At 51.8% G+C, this 19,611-nt stretch carries 19 protein-coding genes; all 19 read left to right on the forward strand.

From position 1 onward, the window contains the following. The first annotated feature begins 12 nt into the window (after window positions 1–12). The 19 genes from ispG (at window position 13) to RHOLA_RS02295 (ending at window position 19,588) form a co-directional block, all read left to right on the forward strand. The gene (gene ispG, locus RHOLA_RS02205) at window positions 13–1,173 is read left to right on the forward strand and encodes a flavodoxin-dependent (E)-4-hydroxy-3-methylbut-2-enyl-diphosphate synthase (RefSeq protein WP_038502061.1); all 1,161 of its coding nucleotides are present in this window, start codon (window positions 13–15) and stop codon (window positions 1,171–1,173) included. 57 nt (window positions 1,174–1,230) lie between these two features. Then, a complete protein-coding gene (locus RHOLA_RS02210; protein ID WP_038502063.1) occupies window positions 1,231–3,000 on the forward strand; it encodes a proline--tRNA ligase in 1,770 nt (589 codons plus the stop codon). Window positions 3,001–3,030: 30 nt separating this feature from the next. Next, a complete protein-coding gene (nusA, locus tag RHOLA_RS02215; protein ID WP_038502065.1) occupies window positions 3,031–4,077 on the forward strand; it encodes a transcription termination factor NusA in 1,047 nt (348 codons plus the stop codon). Window positions 4,078–4,108: 31 nt separating this feature from the next. Then, window positions 4,109–4,375, forward strand: coding sequence for a DUF448 domain-containing protein (locus RHOLA_RS02220; RefSeq protein WP_051636201.1), 267 nt, complete (start codon window positions 4,109–4,111; stop codon window positions 4,373–4,375). Between the two features lie 69 nt (window positions 4,376–4,444). After that, window positions 4,445–7,138 carry a translation initiation factor IF-2 gene (gene infB, locus RHOLA_RS02225; RefSeq protein WP_038502067.1) on the forward strand — a complete coding sequence of 898 codons (2,694 nt, stop codon included), beginning with the start codon at window positions 4,445–4,447 and terminating at the stop codon, window positions 7,136–7,138. 20 nt (window positions 7,139–7,158) lie between these two features. Further along, complete coding sequence (gene rbfA, locus RHOLA_RS02230) at window positions 7,159–7,647, forward strand: 30S ribosome-binding factor RbfA (RefSeq protein ID WP_038502068.1); 489 nt, start codon at window positions 7,159–7,161, stop codon at window positions 7,645–7,647. After that, the gene (gene truB, locus RHOLA_RS02235) at window positions 7,648–8,550 is read left to right on the forward strand and encodes a tRNA pseudouridine(55) synthase TruB (protein WP_038502069.1); all 903 of its coding nucleotides are present in this window, start codon (window positions 7,648–7,650) and stop codon (window positions 8,548–8,550) included. After that, on the forward strand, window positions 8,547–8,912 hold the full coding sequence (locus RHOLA_RS02240) for a hypothetical protein (RefSeq protein WP_038502070.1): 366 nt from the start codon (window positions 8,547–8,549) through the stop codon (window positions 8,910–8,912). The genes truB and RHOLA_RS02240 overlap by 4 nt, the downstream gene beginning before the upstream one ends. A gap of 94 nt (window positions 8,913–9,006) precedes the next feature. Next, window positions 9,007–9,987: a phosphate ABC transporter permease subunit PstC gene (gene pstC, locus RHOLA_RS02245; protein ID WP_038502072.1), complete on the forward strand. Its 981-nt coding sequence runs from the start codon at window positions 9,007–9,009 to the stop codon at window positions 9,985–9,987. Then, window positions 9,975–11,075, forward strand: a complete 1,101-nt coding sequence (pstA, locus tag RHOLA_RS02250) for a phosphate ABC transporter permease PstA (protein WP_051636202.1) — start codon at window positions 9,975–9,977, stop codon at window positions 11,073–11,075. Before pstC ends, pstA begins: the two co-directional genes overlap by 13 nt. Window positions 11,076–11,080: 5 nt before the next feature. After that, window positions 11,081–11,860: a phosphate ABC transporter ATP-binding protein PstB gene (gene pstB / locus RHOLA_RS02255; protein WP_038502074.1), complete on the forward strand. Its 780-nt coding sequence runs from the start codon at window positions 11,081–11,083 to the stop codon at window positions 11,858–11,860. Between the two features lie 113 nt (window positions 11,861–11,973). Next, window positions 11,974–12,984, forward strand: a complete 1,011-nt coding sequence (locus RHOLA_RS02260) for a substrate-binding domain-containing protein (RefSeq protein WP_051636203.1) — start codon at window positions 11,974–11,976, stop codon at window positions 12,982–12,984. Between the two features lie 91 nt (window positions 12,985–13,075). Next, complete coding sequence (locus RHOLA_RS02265) at window positions 13,076–14,134, forward strand: substrate-binding domain-containing protein (RefSeq protein WP_038502076.1); 1,059 nt, start codon at window positions 13,076–13,078, stop codon at window positions 14,132–14,134. Between the two features lie 31 nt (window positions 14,135–14,165). Beyond that, entirely contained in the window at window positions 14,166–14,555 is a 390-nt protein-coding gene (locus RHOLA_RS02270) for a hypothetical protein (RefSeq protein WP_038502078.1), read from the forward strand. Next, complete coding sequence (locus tag RHOLA_RS02275; RefSeq protein WP_038502081.1) at window positions 14,555–15,484, forward strand: bifunctional riboflavin kinase/FAD synthetase; 930 nt, start codon at window positions 14,555–14,557, stop codon at window positions 15,482–15,484. Before RHOLA_RS02270 ends, RHOLA_RS02275 begins: the two co-directional genes overlap by 1 nt. A gap of 74 nt (window positions 15,485–15,558) precedes the next feature. Further along, the gene (locus RHOLA_RS02280; RefSeq protein ID WP_038502083.1) at window positions 15,559–16,107 is read left to right on the forward strand and encodes a hypothetical protein; all 549 of its coding nucleotides are present in this window, start codon (window positions 15,559–15,561) and stop codon (window positions 16,105–16,107) included. A gap of 91 nt (window positions 16,108–16,198) precedes the next feature. Continuing rightward, complete coding sequence (locus RHOLA_RS02285; protein ID WP_158384489.1) at window positions 16,199–16,642, forward strand: DUF805 domain-containing protein; 444 nt, start codon at window positions 16,199–16,201, stop codon at window positions 16,640–16,642. A 148-nt stretch (window positions 16,643–16,790) separates the two neighbouring features. Beyond that, the gene (rpsO, locus tag RHOLA_RS02290) at window positions 16,791–17,060 is read left to right on the forward strand and encodes a 30S ribosomal protein S15 (RefSeq protein WP_038502087.1); all 270 of its coding nucleotides are present in this window, start codon (window positions 16,791–16,793) and stop codon (window positions 17,058–17,060) included. Between the two features lie 305 nt (window positions 17,061–17,365). Then, complete coding sequence (locus tag RHOLA_RS02295; protein WP_038502089.1) at window positions 17,366–19,588, forward strand: polyribonucleotide nucleotidyltransferase; 2,223 nt, start codon at window positions 17,366–17,368, stop codon at window positions 19,586–19,588. The last annotated feature ends 23 nt before the right edge of the window (window positions 19,589–19,611 follow it).

Genomic DNA, 19,611 nt, shown 5'->3' on the forward strand with positions numbered 1-19,611 from the left:
AAGCGAGCAAACGTGGCTGCAGTAAACCTGGGTCTGCCAAAGACCCCACCCCCAACTATTTCTCCACGCCGTAAAACTCGCCAAATCATGGTGGGCAAGGTTGCGGTGGGTGGCGATGCTCCAATTTCAGTGCAGTCAATGTGTACCACTCCAACTACTGACGTCAACGCAACCTTGCAGCAGATTGCCGAACTAACCGCATCGGGTTGTGACATCGTGCGAGTCGCCGTGCCTAGTCAAGACGACGCAGATCGTTTGCAACTAATCGCACGCAAATCACAAATTCCAGTAATCGCTGATATTCACTTTCAGCCAAAATATGTATTTCAGGCCATTGATGCTGGTTGTGGCGCTGTTCGCGTGAACCCGGGAAACATCCGACAGTTCGATGACAAAGTTGGCGAGATTGCAAAAGCCGCGAAAGACGCCGGTGTATCAATTCGCATTGGTGTAAACGCGGGTTCGCTTGACCCACGACTGTTGGAAAAGTACGGCAAGGCAACCCCCGAGGCCTTGGTTGAATCGGCCGTCTGGGAGGCAAGTCTTTTCGAAGAGCACGACTTCCACGACTTTAAGATTTCGGTGAAGCACAATGACCCGGTTGTCATGGTTAAGGCTTACGAAATGCTCGCCGAGCGAGGCGATTGGCCACTTCACCTTGGTGTTACTGAGGCCGGCCCAGCATTTCAAGGAACCATTAAGTCTTCAGTTGCATTTGGTGCACTTCTTTCTCGCGGCATTGGCGACACCATTCGAGTTTCACTTTCGGCGCCACCGGTAGAAGAAATTAAAGTTGGCTCTCAGATTCTTGAATCGCTGAACCTGCGCCCACGAAAGCTTGAAATTGTAAGTTGCCCATCCTGTGGTCGTGCCCAGGTTGATGTTTACACATTGGCCAACGAGGTGACCGCTGGTCTTGAAAAACTCACCGTTCCGCTGCGCGTTGCAGTTATGGGTTGCGTCGTGAACGGTCCGGGCGAAGCCCGCGAGGCAGACCTAGGTGTTGCATCGGGTAACGGCAAGGGGCAGATTTTCGTCAAGGGTGAAGTCATCAAGACAGTTCCCGAGAGCGAGATCGTTGCAACTCTCATCGAAGAGGCAAATCGCCTTGCCGAAACGATGGACCCTGCCTTGGTCGGTTCACCGCAGGTTGTCGTCGCCCAAAAAGACTAGTCAGCTCGGCTTTTATCGGTCGTGGTTTGGGCTTTTTGCCCTTGTAAACTTGTCCCCATGCCTATTCGCCTATCCAGCCTTTTCCTGCGAACTCTTCGCGAAGATCCAGCCGACGCCGATGTCGCTGGTCACAAACTACTTCTACGTGCCGGATACATTCGCCGCGCTGGAGCCGGCCTTTATACCTGGCTTCCACTTGGTTTGGCAGTCAAGGCAAAAATTGAGCAGGTAATCCGCGAAGAGATGGCGGCAGCTGGAGCCCAAGAAGTATTTTTTCCGGCGCTGCTTCCACGTGAACCATTCGAAGCTACCGGTCGTTGGACAGAGTACGGCGATAATCTATTCCGTCTTCAGGACCGCAAAAAAGCAGATTACCTTTTGGCTCCAACTCACGAGGAAATGTTCACCCTTTTGGTGAAAGATCTTTACTCCAGCTACAAAGACTTACCTCTTTCTATCTACCAAATTCAAAACAAGTACCGCGACGAAGCTCGCCCTCGCGCTGGCTTGCTGCGCGGCCGCGAATTTGTGATGAAAGATGCCTATAGCTTCGACACCACCGATGAAGGTCTTCGCGCCTCCTATCAAGCGCAGCGAGATGCCTACGAGCGCATCTTTACCCGCTTGGGAGTCGATTACGTGGTGGTTAAGGCAGACGCCGGTGCCATGGGCGGTTCGGCCTCGGAAGAATTTTTGTCGCCATCGCCAATTGGTGAAGATACATTTGTTCGTTCAGCTGGAGGTTATGCGGCAAACGTTGAGGCTGTTGCCACTGTTGCACCGGAAAAGATTGCAATCGATGGTCAACCGGCTGCCGAGATCGTGCACACACCGGAATGCTCAAACATCAAGCGCATCGTGGCTTTTTCTAACGAAAATAAAAAGCGCACCGATGGTGCTGAGTGGACCGCTGCCCACACACTGAAGAACAACGTAATGGCGTTGATCTCTCCAGAGGGCAAGCGCGAGCTTGTCATCGTGGGCTTGCCGGGTGATCGTGAAGTAGATATAAAGCGTGCCGAGGCAGCTTTCTCACCAAACGAAATCGAGCAGGCCAACGAAGACGACTTTGCGAAGCATCCGGAACTTATCAAGGGCTACATTGGTCCGGTCAAAGATGGTAAGGCAATTCTTGGACTAGAAGGTGTTAGCAAGATTAGATATCTTCTTGACCCCAGGGTTGTTGAGGGAAGCGCGTGGCTGACCGGTGCAAACGAAAAAGATAAGCACGTTTACGGCCTGGTTGCTGGACGTGACTTCAGCGCCGATGGAGTAATTGACATCGCCGAAGTTCGTGCCGGTGACCAAGCTCCAGATGGCTCGGGCCCGCTTGAACTTGCCCGCGGAATTGAAATTGGCCACGTGTTCCAACTTGGGCGCAAATATGCCGAGGCGCTTGGTCTGCAGGTGCTCGATGAAAACGGCAAACTCATCACAGTGACCATGGGCTCATACGGCATTGGTGTAACTCGTTTGGTGGCCGTGCTTGCCGAAGCTAACCACGATGAAAACGGCCTAATCTGGCCAGCCGCGGTCTCACCGGCAGATGTTTACCTCGTCGCCGCCGGAAAAGACGAGGTGGTTTATGAAACCGCCGAAAAGCTCGCCGCCGAACTAGAAGCAAAAGGCAAGAGCGTGATCTTGGATGACCGCCTCAAAGTGAGCCCGGGAGTGAAGTTTGGCGACGCCGAGCTTATCGGTGTTCCAAATATTGTCATTGTGGGTAAAGGTCTAGAAAACGGTGAGGTGGACCTTTGGAATCGCCGATCTGGAGAGCGCCGGTCTGTGCGACTAGAATCGGCTGTAGCAGAAATTGTAAAAGGCTAAAAAACTTAAGACCCGCCAAGGAGGCAACTAATGGACATCGATCTAAGTGTTCTGAAAGTCCTTGAGCGCGAAGCCGAAATTCCGTTCAATGAACTAGTCAGCGTTATTGAAGACGCGATCCTTGCCGCCTATCACAAGATGGTTGCCAAATCCGAGCCTGCGGCCGGAGCAGCCGCGAAAATTGGACCAAAAACTTTTGATCGCGATGCGCCAAAGGTTCCTGAGGCCAGAGCTGAACTAAACAAAACCACCGGTCACGTAACCATCTACGTTCCAACTTTTGACGAAGAGGGCAACAAGATTGGCGAGACTGAGGCAACTCCAGAAAACTTTGGGCGCGTTGCGGCCGGAGCTGCAAAGCAGGTAATTGCCCAGCGCATCCGCTCAATCAACGATGCGACCTTGCTAGGCGAATTCAAAGGCAAAGAGGGTGACATTGTTGCCGGTGTGATTCAGCAGGGGCAAAAACCTTACATGGTTTACGTTGACCTGGGCACCATTGAGGCGATCATGCCTCCCGAAGAGCAGGTCCCAGGTGAGGACTACTCTCATGGCAAGCGCATTCGTGTTTATGTCACCGCGGTTAACCAGGGTGCCAAAGGTGGTCCAATGGTCACGGTTTCTCGCACCCACCCTTCGTTGGTTCGCAAGTTGTTTGCCATGGAGGTTCCAGAGATTGCCAGTGGCGTAGTTGAGATTGTCTCGCTCGCTCGCGAGGCCGGTCACCGCACCAAGATCGCGGTTCGAGCCCATGAGCCGGGCGTCAACGCCAAGGGCTCTTGCATCGGCGAGTTGGGCCAAAGAGTTCGCGCGGTGCAGACCGAATTAAACGACGAAAAAATCGACATTGTTGATTTTTCTGAGGACCTACCGGCATTTGTGGCCCAGGCGCTATCACCGGCCAAGGTATCCAGTTCATTCATGCTCGATGCCGCTACCAAGTCGGTTCGCGTGCTTGTTCCAGACTTCCAGTTGTCGTTGGCAATCGGAAAAGAGGGCCAAAATGCCCGCTTGGCAGCCAAATTAACCGGTGCCAAGATTGACATTCAGCCGGACAGTATCCTCGAGGACGATTAGCCCTATCGGAGTGGGCTATTCAGGGGTTAGAATGAATCGAACCTGCGTTGGTTGTCGCCAGCGCTCTCAGCGTGCAGAACTCTTGCGAATAGTCTCAAATTCCAATCTTTTGGCTTTTGATCACCTAAAGAATATGCCCGGCAGGGGAGCGTGGATTCATCCAAGTTCAGACTGTTTAGCACTAGCTATTCAACGCAACGCCTTTGGCAGAGCTTTGAAACTTACTAATCAGGTTGATTCATCAGGTCTTGTATTCACTAAAGAACAGGCAGAAACGATGTTGGCAAAAAATGAGTAACTCGAAATGAGTACCCAACAGCTTTAACGGCCTGACCTGTCTAGGGAAGGCCCCAGACAGGAGAAACAAGTGGCGCTTCCACGCGTATACGACATCGCCAAGGAACTTGGAATTGATTCCAAGGTTGCTTTGGCCAAACTTGCAGAACTCGGAGAGTTCGTAAAGAGCGGATCATCAACGATCGCTCCACCGGTTGCAAAAAAACTTCGCGAGGCGTTCCCGGATGCCAAGCCAAAAGAAGAGGCGCCTAAAAAGGCCCCGGCAAAAAAGACAGCCGCAAAAACAGAGGCAAACACCGATGCTCCGGCCGAGGCCGCCGCACCTGGTGCACCGTCACCTAAAGACCCGAACGCTGCTGCGACAGAACCGGTAGCCGCACCGTCGGCACCGGCCGCTCCTGCACCAGCTGCACAAGTACCTAGCGCGCCGGCAGCCAAAGCCTCTCCGGTTTCTCCTTCGCCAACTCCGGGTATTCCACGTCCGGGTAACAACCCGTTCGCGTCTGCACAGGGAATGGGCATTCCTCGCCCGGTATCGCGTCCAGGTAACAATCCTTTCTCACCATCGCAAGGAATGGGTCGCCCAGGTGCACCTCGTCCGGGTGGTCCTCGTCCTGCTGGTGCAGGCGGTCCTGGTGGAGCTGGTCGCCCTGGTGGCGCCGGCCGTCCGGCAGGTGCCGGAGCCCCGGGTCGCCCGGGTGGTTTCTCTGGTGCACCTCGTCCAGGTTTTGGCGGCGGTGCTCCTGGTGGAGCTCCGGGTGCCGGTGGCTTTAGTCGTCCGGGCGGCGGTCCAGGTGGTGGTCGTGGTCGTGGCGTTGGCGGTGGAACCGCTGGTGCTTTCGGTAAGGGTGGTGCTCGCGGTCAGAGCAAGGCTCGTAAGTCAAAGCGCGCAAAACGCGAAGAGTTCGAACAGCGCACCAACGCGCCATCACTTGGTGGTGCAATCGTTCCACGCGGTGACGGTACAACCGTTTTGCGTTTGCGTCGCGGTTCATCGATTCAGGATTTCGCCGACAAGATTGACACCACAGCTGGCCAGCTGATCACCGTGCTTTTCGCACTTGGTCAGATGGCAACCGCAACAGCCTCGCTCGACGAAGAGACTTTTCAGATTCTGGGTGAAGAGCTTGGCTACAAGATTGAAGTTGTCTCTCCAGAAGACGAAGAGCGCGAGCTATTCGAAGGATTTGGCCTTGACGTTTCTACCGATTACGACGACGACGAGGCAGATCTAATTGCTCGACCTCCAGTCGTAACCGTGATGGGTCACGTTGACCACGGTAAGACTCGTTTGCTGGACAGCATTAGAAACTCAAACGTGATCGCTGGCGAAGCCGGTGGAATTACTCAGCACATCGGTGCTTATCAGGTTCACGTTGAGCACGAAGGCGTTGATCGCGCGATTACCTTCATTGATACTCCGGGTCACGAGGCGTTTACCGCCATGCGTGCTCGTGGTGCCCAGGTTACCGACGTAGCAATTCTTGTTGTTGCGGCTGATGACGGCGTGATGCCGCAGACCATTGAAGCATTGAACCACGCTCAGTCTGCCGGTGTGCCAATCGTTGTTGCTGTAAACAAGACCGATAAAGAAGGCGCTAACCCTGCCAAGATTCGTCAGCAACTAACCGAGTTCAACTTGGTTGCTGAAGAATACGGTGGCGATGTGATGTTTGTTGATGTATCCGCGCTCACCGGTAAGGGCATCAAGGATCTTCTTGACGCAGTGCTTTTGACTGCCGATGCAGCTCTAGATATGCGCGCGAACCCAAACAAGGACGCTCGTGGTGTTGCCATTGAAGCCAATCTTGACAAGGGCCGCGGATCGGTTGCAACAGTGCTGATTCAGTCCGGTACCTTGCGCGTTGGTGACTCAATTGTTGCCGGTGCTGCTCACGGTCGCGTGCGTGCAATGTTTGACGAAAACGGTATCGCTGTTGAAGCAGCCGAGCCTAGTCGCCCAGTGCAGGTGCTTGGTCTACAGTCAGTCCCTCGCGCGGGTGACACCTTTGTGGTAACCGAAGACGAGCGTCAGGCGCGTCAGATCGCCGAAAAGCGTGAAGCCGCTGACCGCAACGCATTGCTTGCCAAGACTCGCAAGCGCGTTAGCCTTGAGGACTTCACCAAGGCTCTCGAAGATGGCAAGGTTGAGGCACTCAACCTCATCATCAAGGGTGACGTATCGGGTGCTGTTGAAGCACTTGAAGATTCATTGCTCAAGATTGAGGTTGATGACTCAGTACAGTTGCGCATCATCCACCGAGGTGTTGGTGCAATTACCGAGTCAGATGTAAACCTTGCAACCGTTGACTCAGCAATCATCATTGGATTCAACGTCAAGCCAGATAACAAGGCTAAGGAACGTGCCGACCGCGAGGGCGTGGACATTCGTCAGTACTCAGTTATCTATGCAGCGCTTGACGATATCGAGAAGGCGCTCAAGGGCATGCTCAAGCCAGAGTACGAAGAGTTCCAGTTGGGTACCGCTGAGGTACGCGAGCTGTTCAAGTCTTCAAAGGTTGGCACCATTGCAGGTTCGATTGTTCGTTCAGGTTCAATCAAGCGAAACTCTTCAGCACGCGTTCTTCGCGATGGCAAGGTCATTGCAGACAACCTAAAGATTGAATCGCTAAAGCGCTTCAAAGACGATGCAACCGAAGTCAAGACCGACTTCGAGTGTGGTATCGGTCTGGCTGGTTTCAACGAGCTTGAGCTTGAGGACATCATCGAGACATTTGAAATGCGTGAAAAGCCACGCGTTTAGTTAGCAAACAGGATTAGGTAATGGTTGACGCAGCCCGCGCTAGAAAACTAGCGGAAAGAATTAAGGTACTTGTTGCCGAGGCGCTTGAGCGCGCGGTTAAGGATCCAGATTTGGGCTTCGTCACCATTACCGATGTCAAGGTGACTCCTGATTTGCAGCACTCAACCATTTACTACACCGTTTACGGCAGTGCCGAAGATAAGGCTCGCAGTTCTGAGATCATTGAGCGAAACCGAGGAATTATTCGTCGTGAGGTTGGCCACAAGCTCAACATTCGGCTAACCCCAACCGTTGAATTCGTGCTGGACGAAATTCCAGAAACCGCTGCCCACATGAACGACCTGCTAGCCGAGGCCCGCAACCGCGATGCCGAGGTGGCGCGTCTAGCCGCGGAAGCTAAATTTGCCGGCGATGAAAATCCATATAAAGAACCAAAGATTATCGTTGATCCTGAGGACGCCGACTTGGCAGCCGAAGATGTTTACGATGACGAGGCTGACGAAAAATAAATGATTTCTGGGCTAGCGCTGATTGACAAGCCGCAGGGCTGGACCAGTCATGATGTGGTGGCCAGGCTTCGCAAAGTAGCTGGAACCCGCCGGGTGGGTCACGCCGGAACCCTGGATCCAATGGCAACCGGTCTGCTCTTGATCGGCATCAACTCCGCCACCAAATTGCTGACCTTTCTAGTTGGCGAAGACAAAACATACTTTGCAACCATTCGCTTAGGTGCATCCACTATCACAGATGACAAAGAGTCCGATGTCTTGGTCTACGGTGACGAGACAAAAATTGCTGAATTGAATGAAGCAGCCATTGAGCATGCACTTGAACAGTTTCGCGGTGACATCATGCAGGTTCCCAGTTCCGTAAGTGCAATAAAAGTTGACGGCGAGCGAGCTTATGCAAAGGTTCGCTCTGGTAACGAAGTTAAGTTAGCCGCCCGAGCCGTTGAAATCAAAACTTTTAAAATAATCAAACCGGTTGGACTAACCGAGCAAGACGGACACAAATACTTTGACATAGAGGTTCAGGTTGACTGCTCATCTGGAACCTACATCCGCGCTCTTGCCAGAGATCTTGGTGCAGCGCTTGGCGTTGGCGGTCATCTCACTGGATTACGTCGCACCCGAATCGGGAATTACAAGATTGAGCAGGCACAGGAGTTAGAAGGACTGACCGAGGAAACGCTATCGGTGCTTGATATTTCAATCGCTGCAAAGCAGCAGTTTGAAATCCGAAACCTGAGCGATCAAGAAGTTATTGATTTGCGTCATGGAAAAAGATTGAAAGCTAGCGGAGAGGGAGCGCAACCATTTGCCGGAATTGATGCCGATGGAAAGCTAGTTGCCATGCTTACCGTTTCCGGCAAAGATCTTAAATCCTTGGTTGTGTTTGGAGTGGAATCATGATTGCGTGGCTTTACAGCGCCCAACTCTTCCTGGCGACCGCAGTTGGATTGATGACTATCGTTATGGGGCTTGCCAAGCGCAAGCCCAGTGGTATTTCCATTGGAGCGATTGCGCTGGTTCAGGTGGGTTTGCTGGTGCAACTCGTGGCTTCGATAGTGCTTGTGATTTCAGGGGAGCGGGCCAAGCAGGACACCGTGGAGTTTTTTGCCTACCTAATCGTGGCCCTGATGATTCCCGTGGCGGCGGCCTTCTGGGCGCTGATTGAACGTTCTAGGTGGTCAACCGTGGTGCTTGGGGTAGGGGCGCTCACCGTGGCGGTGATGCTGGTGAGAATGAGCCAGATATGGACCGGAAGCTATTGAATTAGGGCAATTCTAAAAATACTTGGCCAAGTTATTCACCTGCCGTTAACCTCCTGAAAAGGTCTTCTTCATACGGCTTCTTGAAGATTGAGCCATGACCACCGACCTCGCTGATGTGATTCCACCAAAGCGCAAGCTGTCGGTGAAGGCCACCTCAACGCCGGATCGACTCTTCTACGGGATAGCCACGGTGGCCGCATATTCGACCATCGTTTTAGTCGTTGCAATCATGTTCTTCCTTAGCCTGCGGGCATGGCCAACTTTCGAAAAATTTGGTTTCTTTGATTTTGTTTTTGGCTCAGGCTGGGACAACACAATTGACAACCCAACGTTTTCAATCGGTCCGATGCTCTACGGATCATTCCTGATTGCAGCTATCGGTGTGACTCTGGCAGTGCCAATGGCGATTTCTATCGCCTACTTCATTGAATTCATGGCACCAAAGCCTTTGGCTAAATCCACCGCATTGCTAGTTGACTTGTTGGCTGCCATTCCATCGGTGGTGATTGGCCTTTGGGGGCTATCCGTATTTAGCCCGGTTGGTGCACACTGGGGTGAACTTTTGCACAACTCACTTGGCTTTTTGCCAATGTTCGAGAACGACGCCGATAACTTCTTGCGCACTCCGTTCATCGCCGGCTTCATTGTTGCGGTCATGATTGTGCCGATCATCGCGTCTATCACTCGCGAAATTTTCAGTCAGATCGATCAAGACCTCATCAAGGCGTCGCTTGCCCTGGGTGGAAATCGCGAATCAACATTCCGCAAAGTAATTTTGCCAACTGCAGCCGGCGGTATCGTCGGCGGGGTATTACTTGCCCTTGGCCGTGCGGTCGGTGAGACCGTAGCGATTTTCTTCGTGTTGAACTTGGTATTCGATGAAGTCAACTGGTTCCGAATCGTGCTACCTGAGGGTGGTGCAATCGCGTCACTAATCCTCTCCAAGTTCGCCGAGGCAACTGCTGACGAAGTATCTGCGCTTTTAGCCGCCGGTGTCGTGCTATTTGGTTTCACACTGCTGATCAACACTCTCGCCTCGTTCATCGTTGTAAAGGCTCAGCCATGGAGAAAGTAATCGACTTAAACCCGGTTAGCAGACCAAAAACTGCAGCACCGTGGTCAAGAATCAGTGTTCGCTCTAGAATCATTCTCTTTGTCACCAGCGTTATTCCAGCTGCGGTTTTTCTTTTGCTACTAGTGACGCTACAACTGGACTTCATGGCCGGTTTGCTTTTGGCATTTCTGCCAATGCAGGCAGTTTCTTCGGCAATTGCAGGCGTGTTGATTTACGGACGTCGTGGAATTCTAGATGGCCTTCTTGTAGTCGCCACAATGTTCCTTGGTTCTTTCGTATTTGTGTTGCTGGTCTCTGTGCTCTGGTCAGTTGTGCAAGCTGGATTCTCAACACTGAGTCCGCAATTCATCTACCAGAATGACCGATACGTCACTCCGACAACAGGCCTTGAGATAGGTGGTGTTGGCCACGCGATTCTAGGAACCTTGTTGATCGTGGGCTTGAGCACAATCATCACGGTTCCGTTGGCATTGGCAACGGCGGTTTACCTGACTGAGACTCGCGGTAAGAGCCGCGGCCTGATCAGAATGTTGCTTCAGGCCATGTCTGGTTTGCCATCGGTGGTTACTGGATTGTTCATTTATTCAATGCTTATTCTTTCTGGCTTCACCGCCTACGCGGGTTGGACCGGGTCCTTGGCTTTGATTCCGCTCATGCTGCCTACGGTTGCCCGTGTTGCCGAAGAATCCCTCCGCTTGGTGCCGGCCGAACTTAGAAATGGTGCCCTTGGGTTAGGGGCTTCTGCCTGGAGCGCGTTTTCGATGGTGACTCTGCCCGCGGCAAAGTCAGGGTTGGTCACTGCGGTTCTTCTGGGTGTAGCAAGAATCATTGGTGAAACTGCTCCGCTGCTGCTCACCACTTCATTGGCAAATACAACCAACTTGAACTTGCTTGAAGGTGGAATCTCAACAATCCCTACTTACCTATACGGGTACGTCAGCTTGGGATACGACACCAGTATTCAGCGCGCCTGGGGAGCGGCGTTGGTGCTACTGATGTTGGTTGGAATTTTGTTTATTGCTGCCCGAGTTGCTTCAAGCCCAAAATCCGCTAAGAAAACCCCAAGATCAGAAGTTAAAGGAAAGTAGCCCCAATGTCGACTTCAAATTTCTATCTAGAATCCAAGGACATTAACGTCTGGTTTGGGGAACGTCACGTTCTAAAGAATGTATCGCTGCAGTTTCCTTCCAATGAGGTAACAGCACTCATTGGCCCGTCGGGTTGCGGCAAGTCAACCTTTATCCGCACCCTCAATCGCATGCACGAGCTAATTTCGGGAGCTGGGCTTGCCGGCAGTGTTTTGCTTGATGGCCAAGACATCTACGGTGAAGAGGTTGACCCAACCTCAGTGCGCCTTCGTGTGGGCATGGTTTTTCAAAAGCCAAACCCGTTTCCAACTATGTCCATCAAAGAAAACGTACTTTCTGGGCTCAAGCTTTCTGGCCGCAAAAATGAAATCTCTGATGACTTGGTGGAAACATCTTTGAAGCGCGCCTCAATGTGGACAGAGGTAAAAGACCGTTTGAACGATCCCGCGATTTCGCTATCCGGTGGCCAGCAGCAACGTCTATGTATTGCACGATCCCTCGCCATGAATCCAGAGGTGTTGCTTATGGATGAGCCTTGTTCAGCTCTTGACCCTGGCTCTACCCGTCGCATCGAAGAAACCATCTTGGAGCTCAAGGAGTCAATGTCAATCGTCATTGTTACTCACAACATGCAGCAGGCACAGCGAGTCTCAGACAAGACTGCATTTTTCCTTGCGGAAGATGGAAATCCCGGCCGTGTAGTTGAGTTTGGTGACACTGAGGATGTGTTCAACAAACCAATCGATCCACGCACAAACGATTACGTAAACGGCCACTTTGGATAACCAACTGTTAACCTTCGCTTCGCCTGACGTTTCAAAGGTTAAGCGGGTTAGTTAACTTCATAACTCTTGAATAAGAGTGTTCTGAAGCAGAACTTAAACAAGGAGAAAAATACATGCGCAAAGTTAGCGGAATTGTCGCTGCAGCAGCCCTAGTAGCATCGGTTGCTCTAGTTGGACCTGCGGCACACGCGGGCGAGACCATCGCCGGATCAGGATCGTCATACATGGGCGCGATTCAGAAGACCTGTGCGGCTGCCTACACAGCACACACCGTTACTTACTCACCAGATGGTTCTGGCACAGGAAAGACAAAGTACACCGCAGGAACTGTTCAGTTCGCCGGCAGTGACTCTCTATTTGCTGAGGGCAAGGAGCCTTCAAACTTCACCTATGTGCCGCTTGTAGGTGGACCAGTTGGTGTCTTGTTCAACATTCCGGGTGTAAAGAATTTGAACCTCACTCCAAAGTTGATTAGCGACATCTTCCTTGGCAAGATCACCAAGTGGAACCACAAAAACATCGCTGCCGTAAACAAGGCGATTGCAAAGAAGCTTCCGAATGAGACCATTCAGATTACCTACCGTTCTGACGGCTCTGGAACCACAAACAACTTTGCAAACTACATGTCACAGACTGTTGGTAAGCCCTGGGTAGCTAATGACGCCTGGGCAACTGCGTCTGGCAGCTCCAAGGGAACCGGTGGCGCAAAGTCTGCCGGTGTAATCGCAGCGATGAAGTCACTGCCCTACTCAATTGGATACGCCGACCTAGCTGATGCCGCTACTGCTGGACTTAGCTTTGCTGCTGTGCAGAATGGCGCCGGCCAGTTCATCAAGCCATCGGTTAACGCCGCTAAGTTGTTCCTGTCAAAGCAGCTCGTAAACCCTCAGGGTGTTGTGTTGTTTGACTACAACGAAGTTGTAAAGGGTGGCTACAACCTGACTCTTCTTGCTTACGGCATTGCCCCAACTAAGGCTGGCACCGCAAAGGCCAAGGCAACTGGCGAGTACCTAAAGTACTTCTTGAACACCTGTTCACCTAAGGAAGCTGCAAAGTTGAACTATGTTTCACTTTCAGGTGGATTGTTGAAGACCGCAAACTCACTGGTAGCAAAGATCAAGTAACGAGTCTGTTTGCAAAAAAACTGAAAAGCATTTCAGGGGTACGACCTTATTGGGATCGTACCCCTGATTTGCGCATAAAAAGGAAGCACAAATGCAGGTAGTCAAAAAAATTTCGGCAATTGCTGTGGCAATAGGGTTGAGTTTCACCCTAACCGCCTGTGACCCACCCATGCCTGAAGACCTAAAGGTTGCCCTCGCAGAGCAGAATGTGCTTTGTGAGCCTGGGGTTGTAGAACTGCAACTTCCTGAAGCTATTGCCGACTTAGGCCTGGGCTGGGCTGACGCCATGGCTGTTGGCTGCACGGACATGCAACTTTCAGTTGCCGACACTTTGACAAACCAGAGTGGGCTGATGATTACTTCTGAGAAATTGAATTCCCAGCAAGGCGCTTTTCTGAGTGTTCCTTTTGCTCTGGACGCTGCGGTTCTGGTGGTCAACATAAGTGATGCCTATGAAATTTACCTGAGCGCTCAAACGGTGGCAGAGATTTTTGCGGGAACAATCACCAAATGGAATGATCCAAAAATTTTGGCTGACAACTCCGGAATTGATTTGCCAGACCTAAAAATAATTCTGCCAAAGCAAGCTACCCCGGCAGCAAAAGCCAGCCTGTCTAGCTGGATTGAAACTATCACCGGAAGCCCGCTAGAGCTTTCATCGGTTGCAGATTCTAAAGTCACCGATATCGAACTTGCGACTCCCACCGAAAACGGTTCAATTGCAATTGCTGCCTACAGCGCGGCCACCTTCAGCGGTTCAACCATCGCGGCAATCCTGACCGAACCAGGAAACATCGACACCGCGGTGCTACCGGCCACAGAGACTATTTATTCGGCCTCGACTCAGCTGGTTGCAAAAATGGATGGGGACCAACTAAAGATTTCCCTTGATCCAAAGGTGAAGCCCACAGCGCCCGAGGGAAGCATTGAGGCAGCCTTCCCTTATCAGGCAATTTATTCGGTTTACCTTGATTTCATGGGTGAAGAATCTGCTTTAGTTCGCACGGCCGGACGGTATCTGCTCCGTCAGGAGTCCCAGGGCGTAATCACCTCTGGAACCATGCTTCCAACTCCAGAGAGTGTTCGAATTCTGGCCGTGAAAATTGTAGAAAAAGGGCTACCAAAGGCCACTATTCCTGACCCTCAGTAGTTGGGCTTCCGGTCTTGTTAGGCTTGGGGACATGTCAACCCCGCAAAAGAACTTAGGTGTCGGCCGCCTGCTAATCGCGGTTTACGCGGTATTTGCCATATCTTCATCGGCTCGAGCCACCTATCAGTTGGCCACCAAGTTTGAAGAGGCACCGCTAGCGTACTCACTCTCGGCACTTGCGGGTCTGGTTTATATCGTCGCCACAATAGCCTTAGCCCGGCCAAAGTTTCGCCGTCTTGCATTGATCACGATTGTCTTTGAGCTAGCCGGTGTGATCGCAGTTGGCCTTTTGAGCTTTACCCTTCCAGAACTATTCGCACATCCATCGGTGTGGTCAAAGTTTGGTCAAGGATATGGATACGTTCCACTGGTTCTTCCGGTGCTTGGTTTGCTTTGGCTTAGAAAGACGCACAAAAACTGATGCACTCAATCACCGCTCTAGATCAGGTTGCAGGGGGCTTTACCGGTTCCGCCGTAACGATAGGTAAATTTGATGGCATTCACCTGGGCCACCAAAAGTTAATTCAGGAATTATCCTCAGCTGCTCAGGAGCACGCCATTCAATCAGTGGTCGTCACCTTTGATCGTCACCCAGATGCCCTGCTGAAACCAGGACATGCAAAATTACCTTTGATTGGTCCCACACAAAAACACGACTTAATTGAGGCGCAGGGCGCAGACATCTTGGTCACGTTGCCTTTTGACGAGAAGCTGGCTCAGCTTGACCCAAAGCAGTTTGTGCAACTTATTCTGGTTGACAGCCTCAGGGCAAAGATAGTTTTAGTTGGCGAAGACTTTAGATTTGGAAACAAGGGTGCTGGCGATGTTGATCTTTTGCGTGAGTTAGGTCAGCAACTTGGTTTTGAAGTTCGGGTAGTTTCCAGTGAAATGCTTGATGGTGTAAAAATTTCCTCGAGCGCAATAAGAGAAGCGCTAGACAGGGGAGATGTCACCACGGCAAACAAAATGCTGGGGCACGTTCACAGCTGTGTCGGCATGATCGAACACGGACTAAAAATCGGGCGCAGCATCGGCTTTCCAACTGCAAACATGGCGCGCGACTGCGAGGGCTACCTGCCGCTCGATGGCGTTTACGCCGGCTGGCTAGTGGTCGACGAACACCGATACCCCGCCGCCCACTCAGTTGGAATTAATGAGACATTCCAAGCGGTGCCCCGATTAGTTGAATCACACATACTTGATCGTGACGATGTGGATCTCTACGACAAGATTGTGACGCTGGAGTTTATTGAGTTCATTCGCCCGGCGGCAAAGTTCAACGGTGTAGAAGATTTGGTTGAAGAAATAAATCGCGATTTGGCAAAGATTCGAACCGTTCTTGCGGTCTAGTCGACTTATTGATTCACAGGTAAAACTCAGGGCTTTTTGCCACTTCGCTCAAGCTGCGGTGCAAATCTAATGACATGGAAAACAACGACAGCCCATATCTCTACGAGAAGCCAATCCGCACCCGCAAGCAGTCTCGCGGCACTCGAGTCGCCGGCCTAACTGCGCTAGGGCTGGTCGGCGCGGTGGGGCTTTTTGGTGGAACCGCTATTGCCAGCACCATCGTTGCGAACAACCTGACCGCCGATGACCTAACCGCCGGAAATCTTTCTACCCTGAACGGCGGGCAAATTCTTGGTGCTGCAAGTCCACAGGAATATTCGGCCGGGGCACAGTCTGAGTCTTTTGATTCGTCCGATTTGGCTGCTCAAGCAGCGAATCAAGCCGTCATTACTTTTCCTGTAACTGCAACAGAGCCAAAGCCAGATTCGATCAAGGTTCAACTTCCTGATCCCTCTAGCTTGAGTTTTGGAAACACGTCCAGTGCAACCCCATCCGCTGGTTCATATGGATCCAGCTCCAATTCCTGGGACTCAATAGGAAAAGATTCTGCTTACGAGGAACGTGAGGATCATCATGACGAACGCGAGGACGATGATGATGACAACGAAGACGAGGACCATTAGCGACGAGGCTAAAACCCAAATTTCAACAAACCGTCCCCAACCAGCTCTTCCCCCTAGCTGGTTGGGGACTTTTGCGCTCTAAACTATGGACATGAGCTCAGAAAAGATTTCCTTTGCGGCAGCCGTAGGCGTGGCCTTCAAAAAATACTTCAACTTCAGGGGAGTCGCTACAAGACGCGAATACTGGTTTTTCATTCTGTTTTTTGTCTTGCTTAGCCTGGTGACAGGTCAGCTTGATCAAATCCTTTTTCCTGAACTGTCCCGTCGCGCTACCGAGTCAGCCAACGAACTTTTCGCCTACATTGAAACGAATCCCACCGTTGCCGACTGGTCCATGTTTGAAAGGGCCCTGGCTGACGCCACGGCGGCTACTCCAATCGGAAACCTGGCTAGCTTTGCCACATTTTTCCCACTATTGACGGCCACGGTTCGTCGCATGCGAGACGCCGGATTTGGTGGCGCGTGGTTGCTGCTGATTTGGCTACAGCCCTTCGTCTTCATTGTTGCGCTAAGGCCCTCAAAGACCCCAAAATAGTGCGCCCACCTAAGCTTTTAGAGGCCTGGGCTGGCATCGGTGTTTGAATTCCATTAGACTCGTGAGGTTGCCGTGTATCGGCCGCGGATAAAGAGAGCCAAAACAACCCGTTTTGAGCGCCGCGCAGTTAGTTCTTGAAAGGGACCAAATGGCATTAGATGCAGCAGTAAAAACCGCAATTATCAACGAGTATGCAACCAAGCCAGGCGACACTGGTTCTCCTGAGGTTCAGATCGCAGTTCTGACTCAGCGCATCAAGGACCTAACCGAGCACCTAAAGGAGCACAAGCACGACCACCACTCACGCCGTGGTCTATTGATCCTGGTTGGTCAGCGTCGTCGTCTACTTGGCTACCTACAGGGCGTAGACATCAACCGCTACCGTGCTCTAATCGAGCGCCTAGGGCTTCGTCGCTAATTTTGGCTTCGCGCTGTTCAGCTCGTTCGGCTGCGCCAAAACGCCGCTAATTTGAACTTCGGAAGACCCCGCTTCGGCGGGGTTTTTCTTTATCCCTAGCCCTTTTGACGGGTGGCTGATAGCCTAGAGGGGTACCAAGACGGCAGGTTTGCTGGTCTTCGGTTGTAGACCTTGATTCAAGAAAACGCTTCGATTCAAGTTTTATTACTGCAGACCAGGGCATCCCTCAAAAAAATCACGGGCAATCTCTTGCCGTCTTCGTTCGCGCACAATTTTTGTGCAATGAGGATAAAAGAGGAGGGACCATGGAAGGTCCAGAAATCAAAGCAACAGAAGCCGTTATCGATAACGGCAAATTCGGTAAGCGTGTTATTCGCTTCGAAACCGGTCGACTAGCTCAGCAGGCACAGGGTGCGGCTGCGGTTTACATCGACGAAGAGACCATGCTGTTCTCGGCTACCACTGCAAGCAAGCAGCCAAAAGATCAGTTCGACTTCTTCCCACTAACTATCGACGTTGAAGAGCGCATGTATGCAGCTGGTCGAATTCCAGGCAGCTTCTTCCGTCGCGAGGGTCGTCCATCAACTGAGGCAATTCTTGCTTGTCGTTTGATCGACCGTCCACTACGCCCATCATTCGTTGATGGTCTTCGCAACGAAATTCAGGTTGTAGTTACCGTTTGGGCAATTGAGCCTGACGAAATGTATGACGTAGTTGCAATCAACGCAGCTTCAATGTCAACTCAGCTTGCTGGTCTGCCATTCTCTGGTCCTATCGGTGGTGTGCGCGTTGCACTTATCGACGGTCAGTGGGTTGGTTTCCCTAAGCACTCTCAGCTAGAGCGCGCAGTATTCAACATGGTTGTTGCTGGTCGCGTAATCGTTGAGAACGGCGTCGAAGACGTTGCAATCATGATGGTTGAAGCTGAAGCATCTGAAAACGCAATGGACCTAATCGCTGCTGGTGCAAAGGCTCCTTCAGAAGAAGTTGTCTCAGAGGGTCTAGAGGCTGCAAAGCCATTCATCAAGGCTTTGGTTAAAGCTCAGGCCGACCTGGCTGCAGTTGCTGCAAAGCCAACTGCTGACTACCCAACCTTCTTGCCATACACCGATGAAGTTTTCGCTGCGGTTGAGTCATCAGCTGGTGCGGAACTTGCAAAGGTTTACCAGATTGCTGACAAGGTTGAGCGTCAGGATGCCGACGATGCACTGAAGGCTGCAACCAAAGAGAAGTTGGAAGCTCAGCTTTCAGAAGAGCAGATGGCTCAGTTCTCTGCTGCTTACAAGTCAGTAACCAAGAAGATTATGCGTACTCGCGTGCTGAAGGAAAACATCCGTATCGATGGCCGTGGTCTTCGTGACATTCGTACCCTTGATGCAGAAGTTGCAGTTATTCCTCGCGTTCACGGTTCAGCAATCTTCCAGCGCGGTGAGACCCAGATTCTTGGTATCACCACCTTGAACATGTTGAAGATGGAACAGCAGATTGACTCACTGAGCCCAGTGACGTCAAAGCGCTACATGCACAACTACAACTTCCCGCCTTACTCAACAGGTGAAGTTGGCCGCGTGGGTACTCCAAAGCGTCGCGAGATTGGTCACGGTGCTCTTGCTGAGCGCGCGTTGGTTCCAGTTCTGCCAAAGCGCGAGGACTTCCCATACGCAATACGTCAGGTATCTGAGGCTCTTGGTTCAAACGGTTCAACCTCTATGGGTTCTGTTTGTGCTTCGACTCTTGCACTTCTAAACGCTGGTGTGCCACTTCGCGCTCCGGTAGCAGGTATTGCAATGGGTCTGATCTCTGACACCGTTGATGGCAAGGTTCAGTACGCAGCAATCACCGATATCCTTGGCGCCGAAGATGCACTTGGCGACATGGACTTCAAGGTTGCCGGTACTCGCGACTTCATCACAGCGATTCAGCTAGACACCAAGCTTGACGGTATTCCTGCATCAGTTCTTGCTGGCGCACTTACCCAGGCTAAGGAAGCACGTCTAACCATTCTTGACGTAATGGCACAGGCAATTTCTGAGCCAGACGAGATGGCTCCTACTGCTCCTCGCGTTATCGCGGTGAAGATTCCAGTTGACAAGATCGGTGAAGTCATTGGTCCAAAGGGCAAGATGATTAACCAGATCCAGGAAGACACTGGCGCTGACATCTCTATCGAAGACGACGGTACCGTTTACATTGGTGCAACCGATGGCCCATCAGCAGAAGCTGCTAAGGCTGCGGTTAACGCAATTGCAAACCCACACGTCCCTGAGATTGGCGAGCGTTTCCTAGGAACCGTTGTGAAGCTAGCTACCTTTGGTGCTTTCGTTTCACTAGTTCCGGGCAAGGACGGTCTACTACACATCTCTGAACTAAAGAAGATGGCTGGCAAGCGCGTTGAGAATGTTGAAGACGTTCTTGAGGTTGGCCAGAAGCTACAGGTTGAGATCACCAAGATCGATGACCGCGGAAAGCTTTCACTAGCCCCGGTTGTTGAGGGTGATGCAGCCGCATCAGATTCAGACGAAGAGTAAAACGCTTAACAAGAAAGTTCCGG

This window comes from Rhodoluna lacicola (assembly GCF_000699505.1).
Taxonomy (GTDB): Bacteria; Actinomycetota; Actinomycetes; order Actinomycetales; family Microbacteriaceae; genus Rhodoluna; species Rhodoluna lacicola.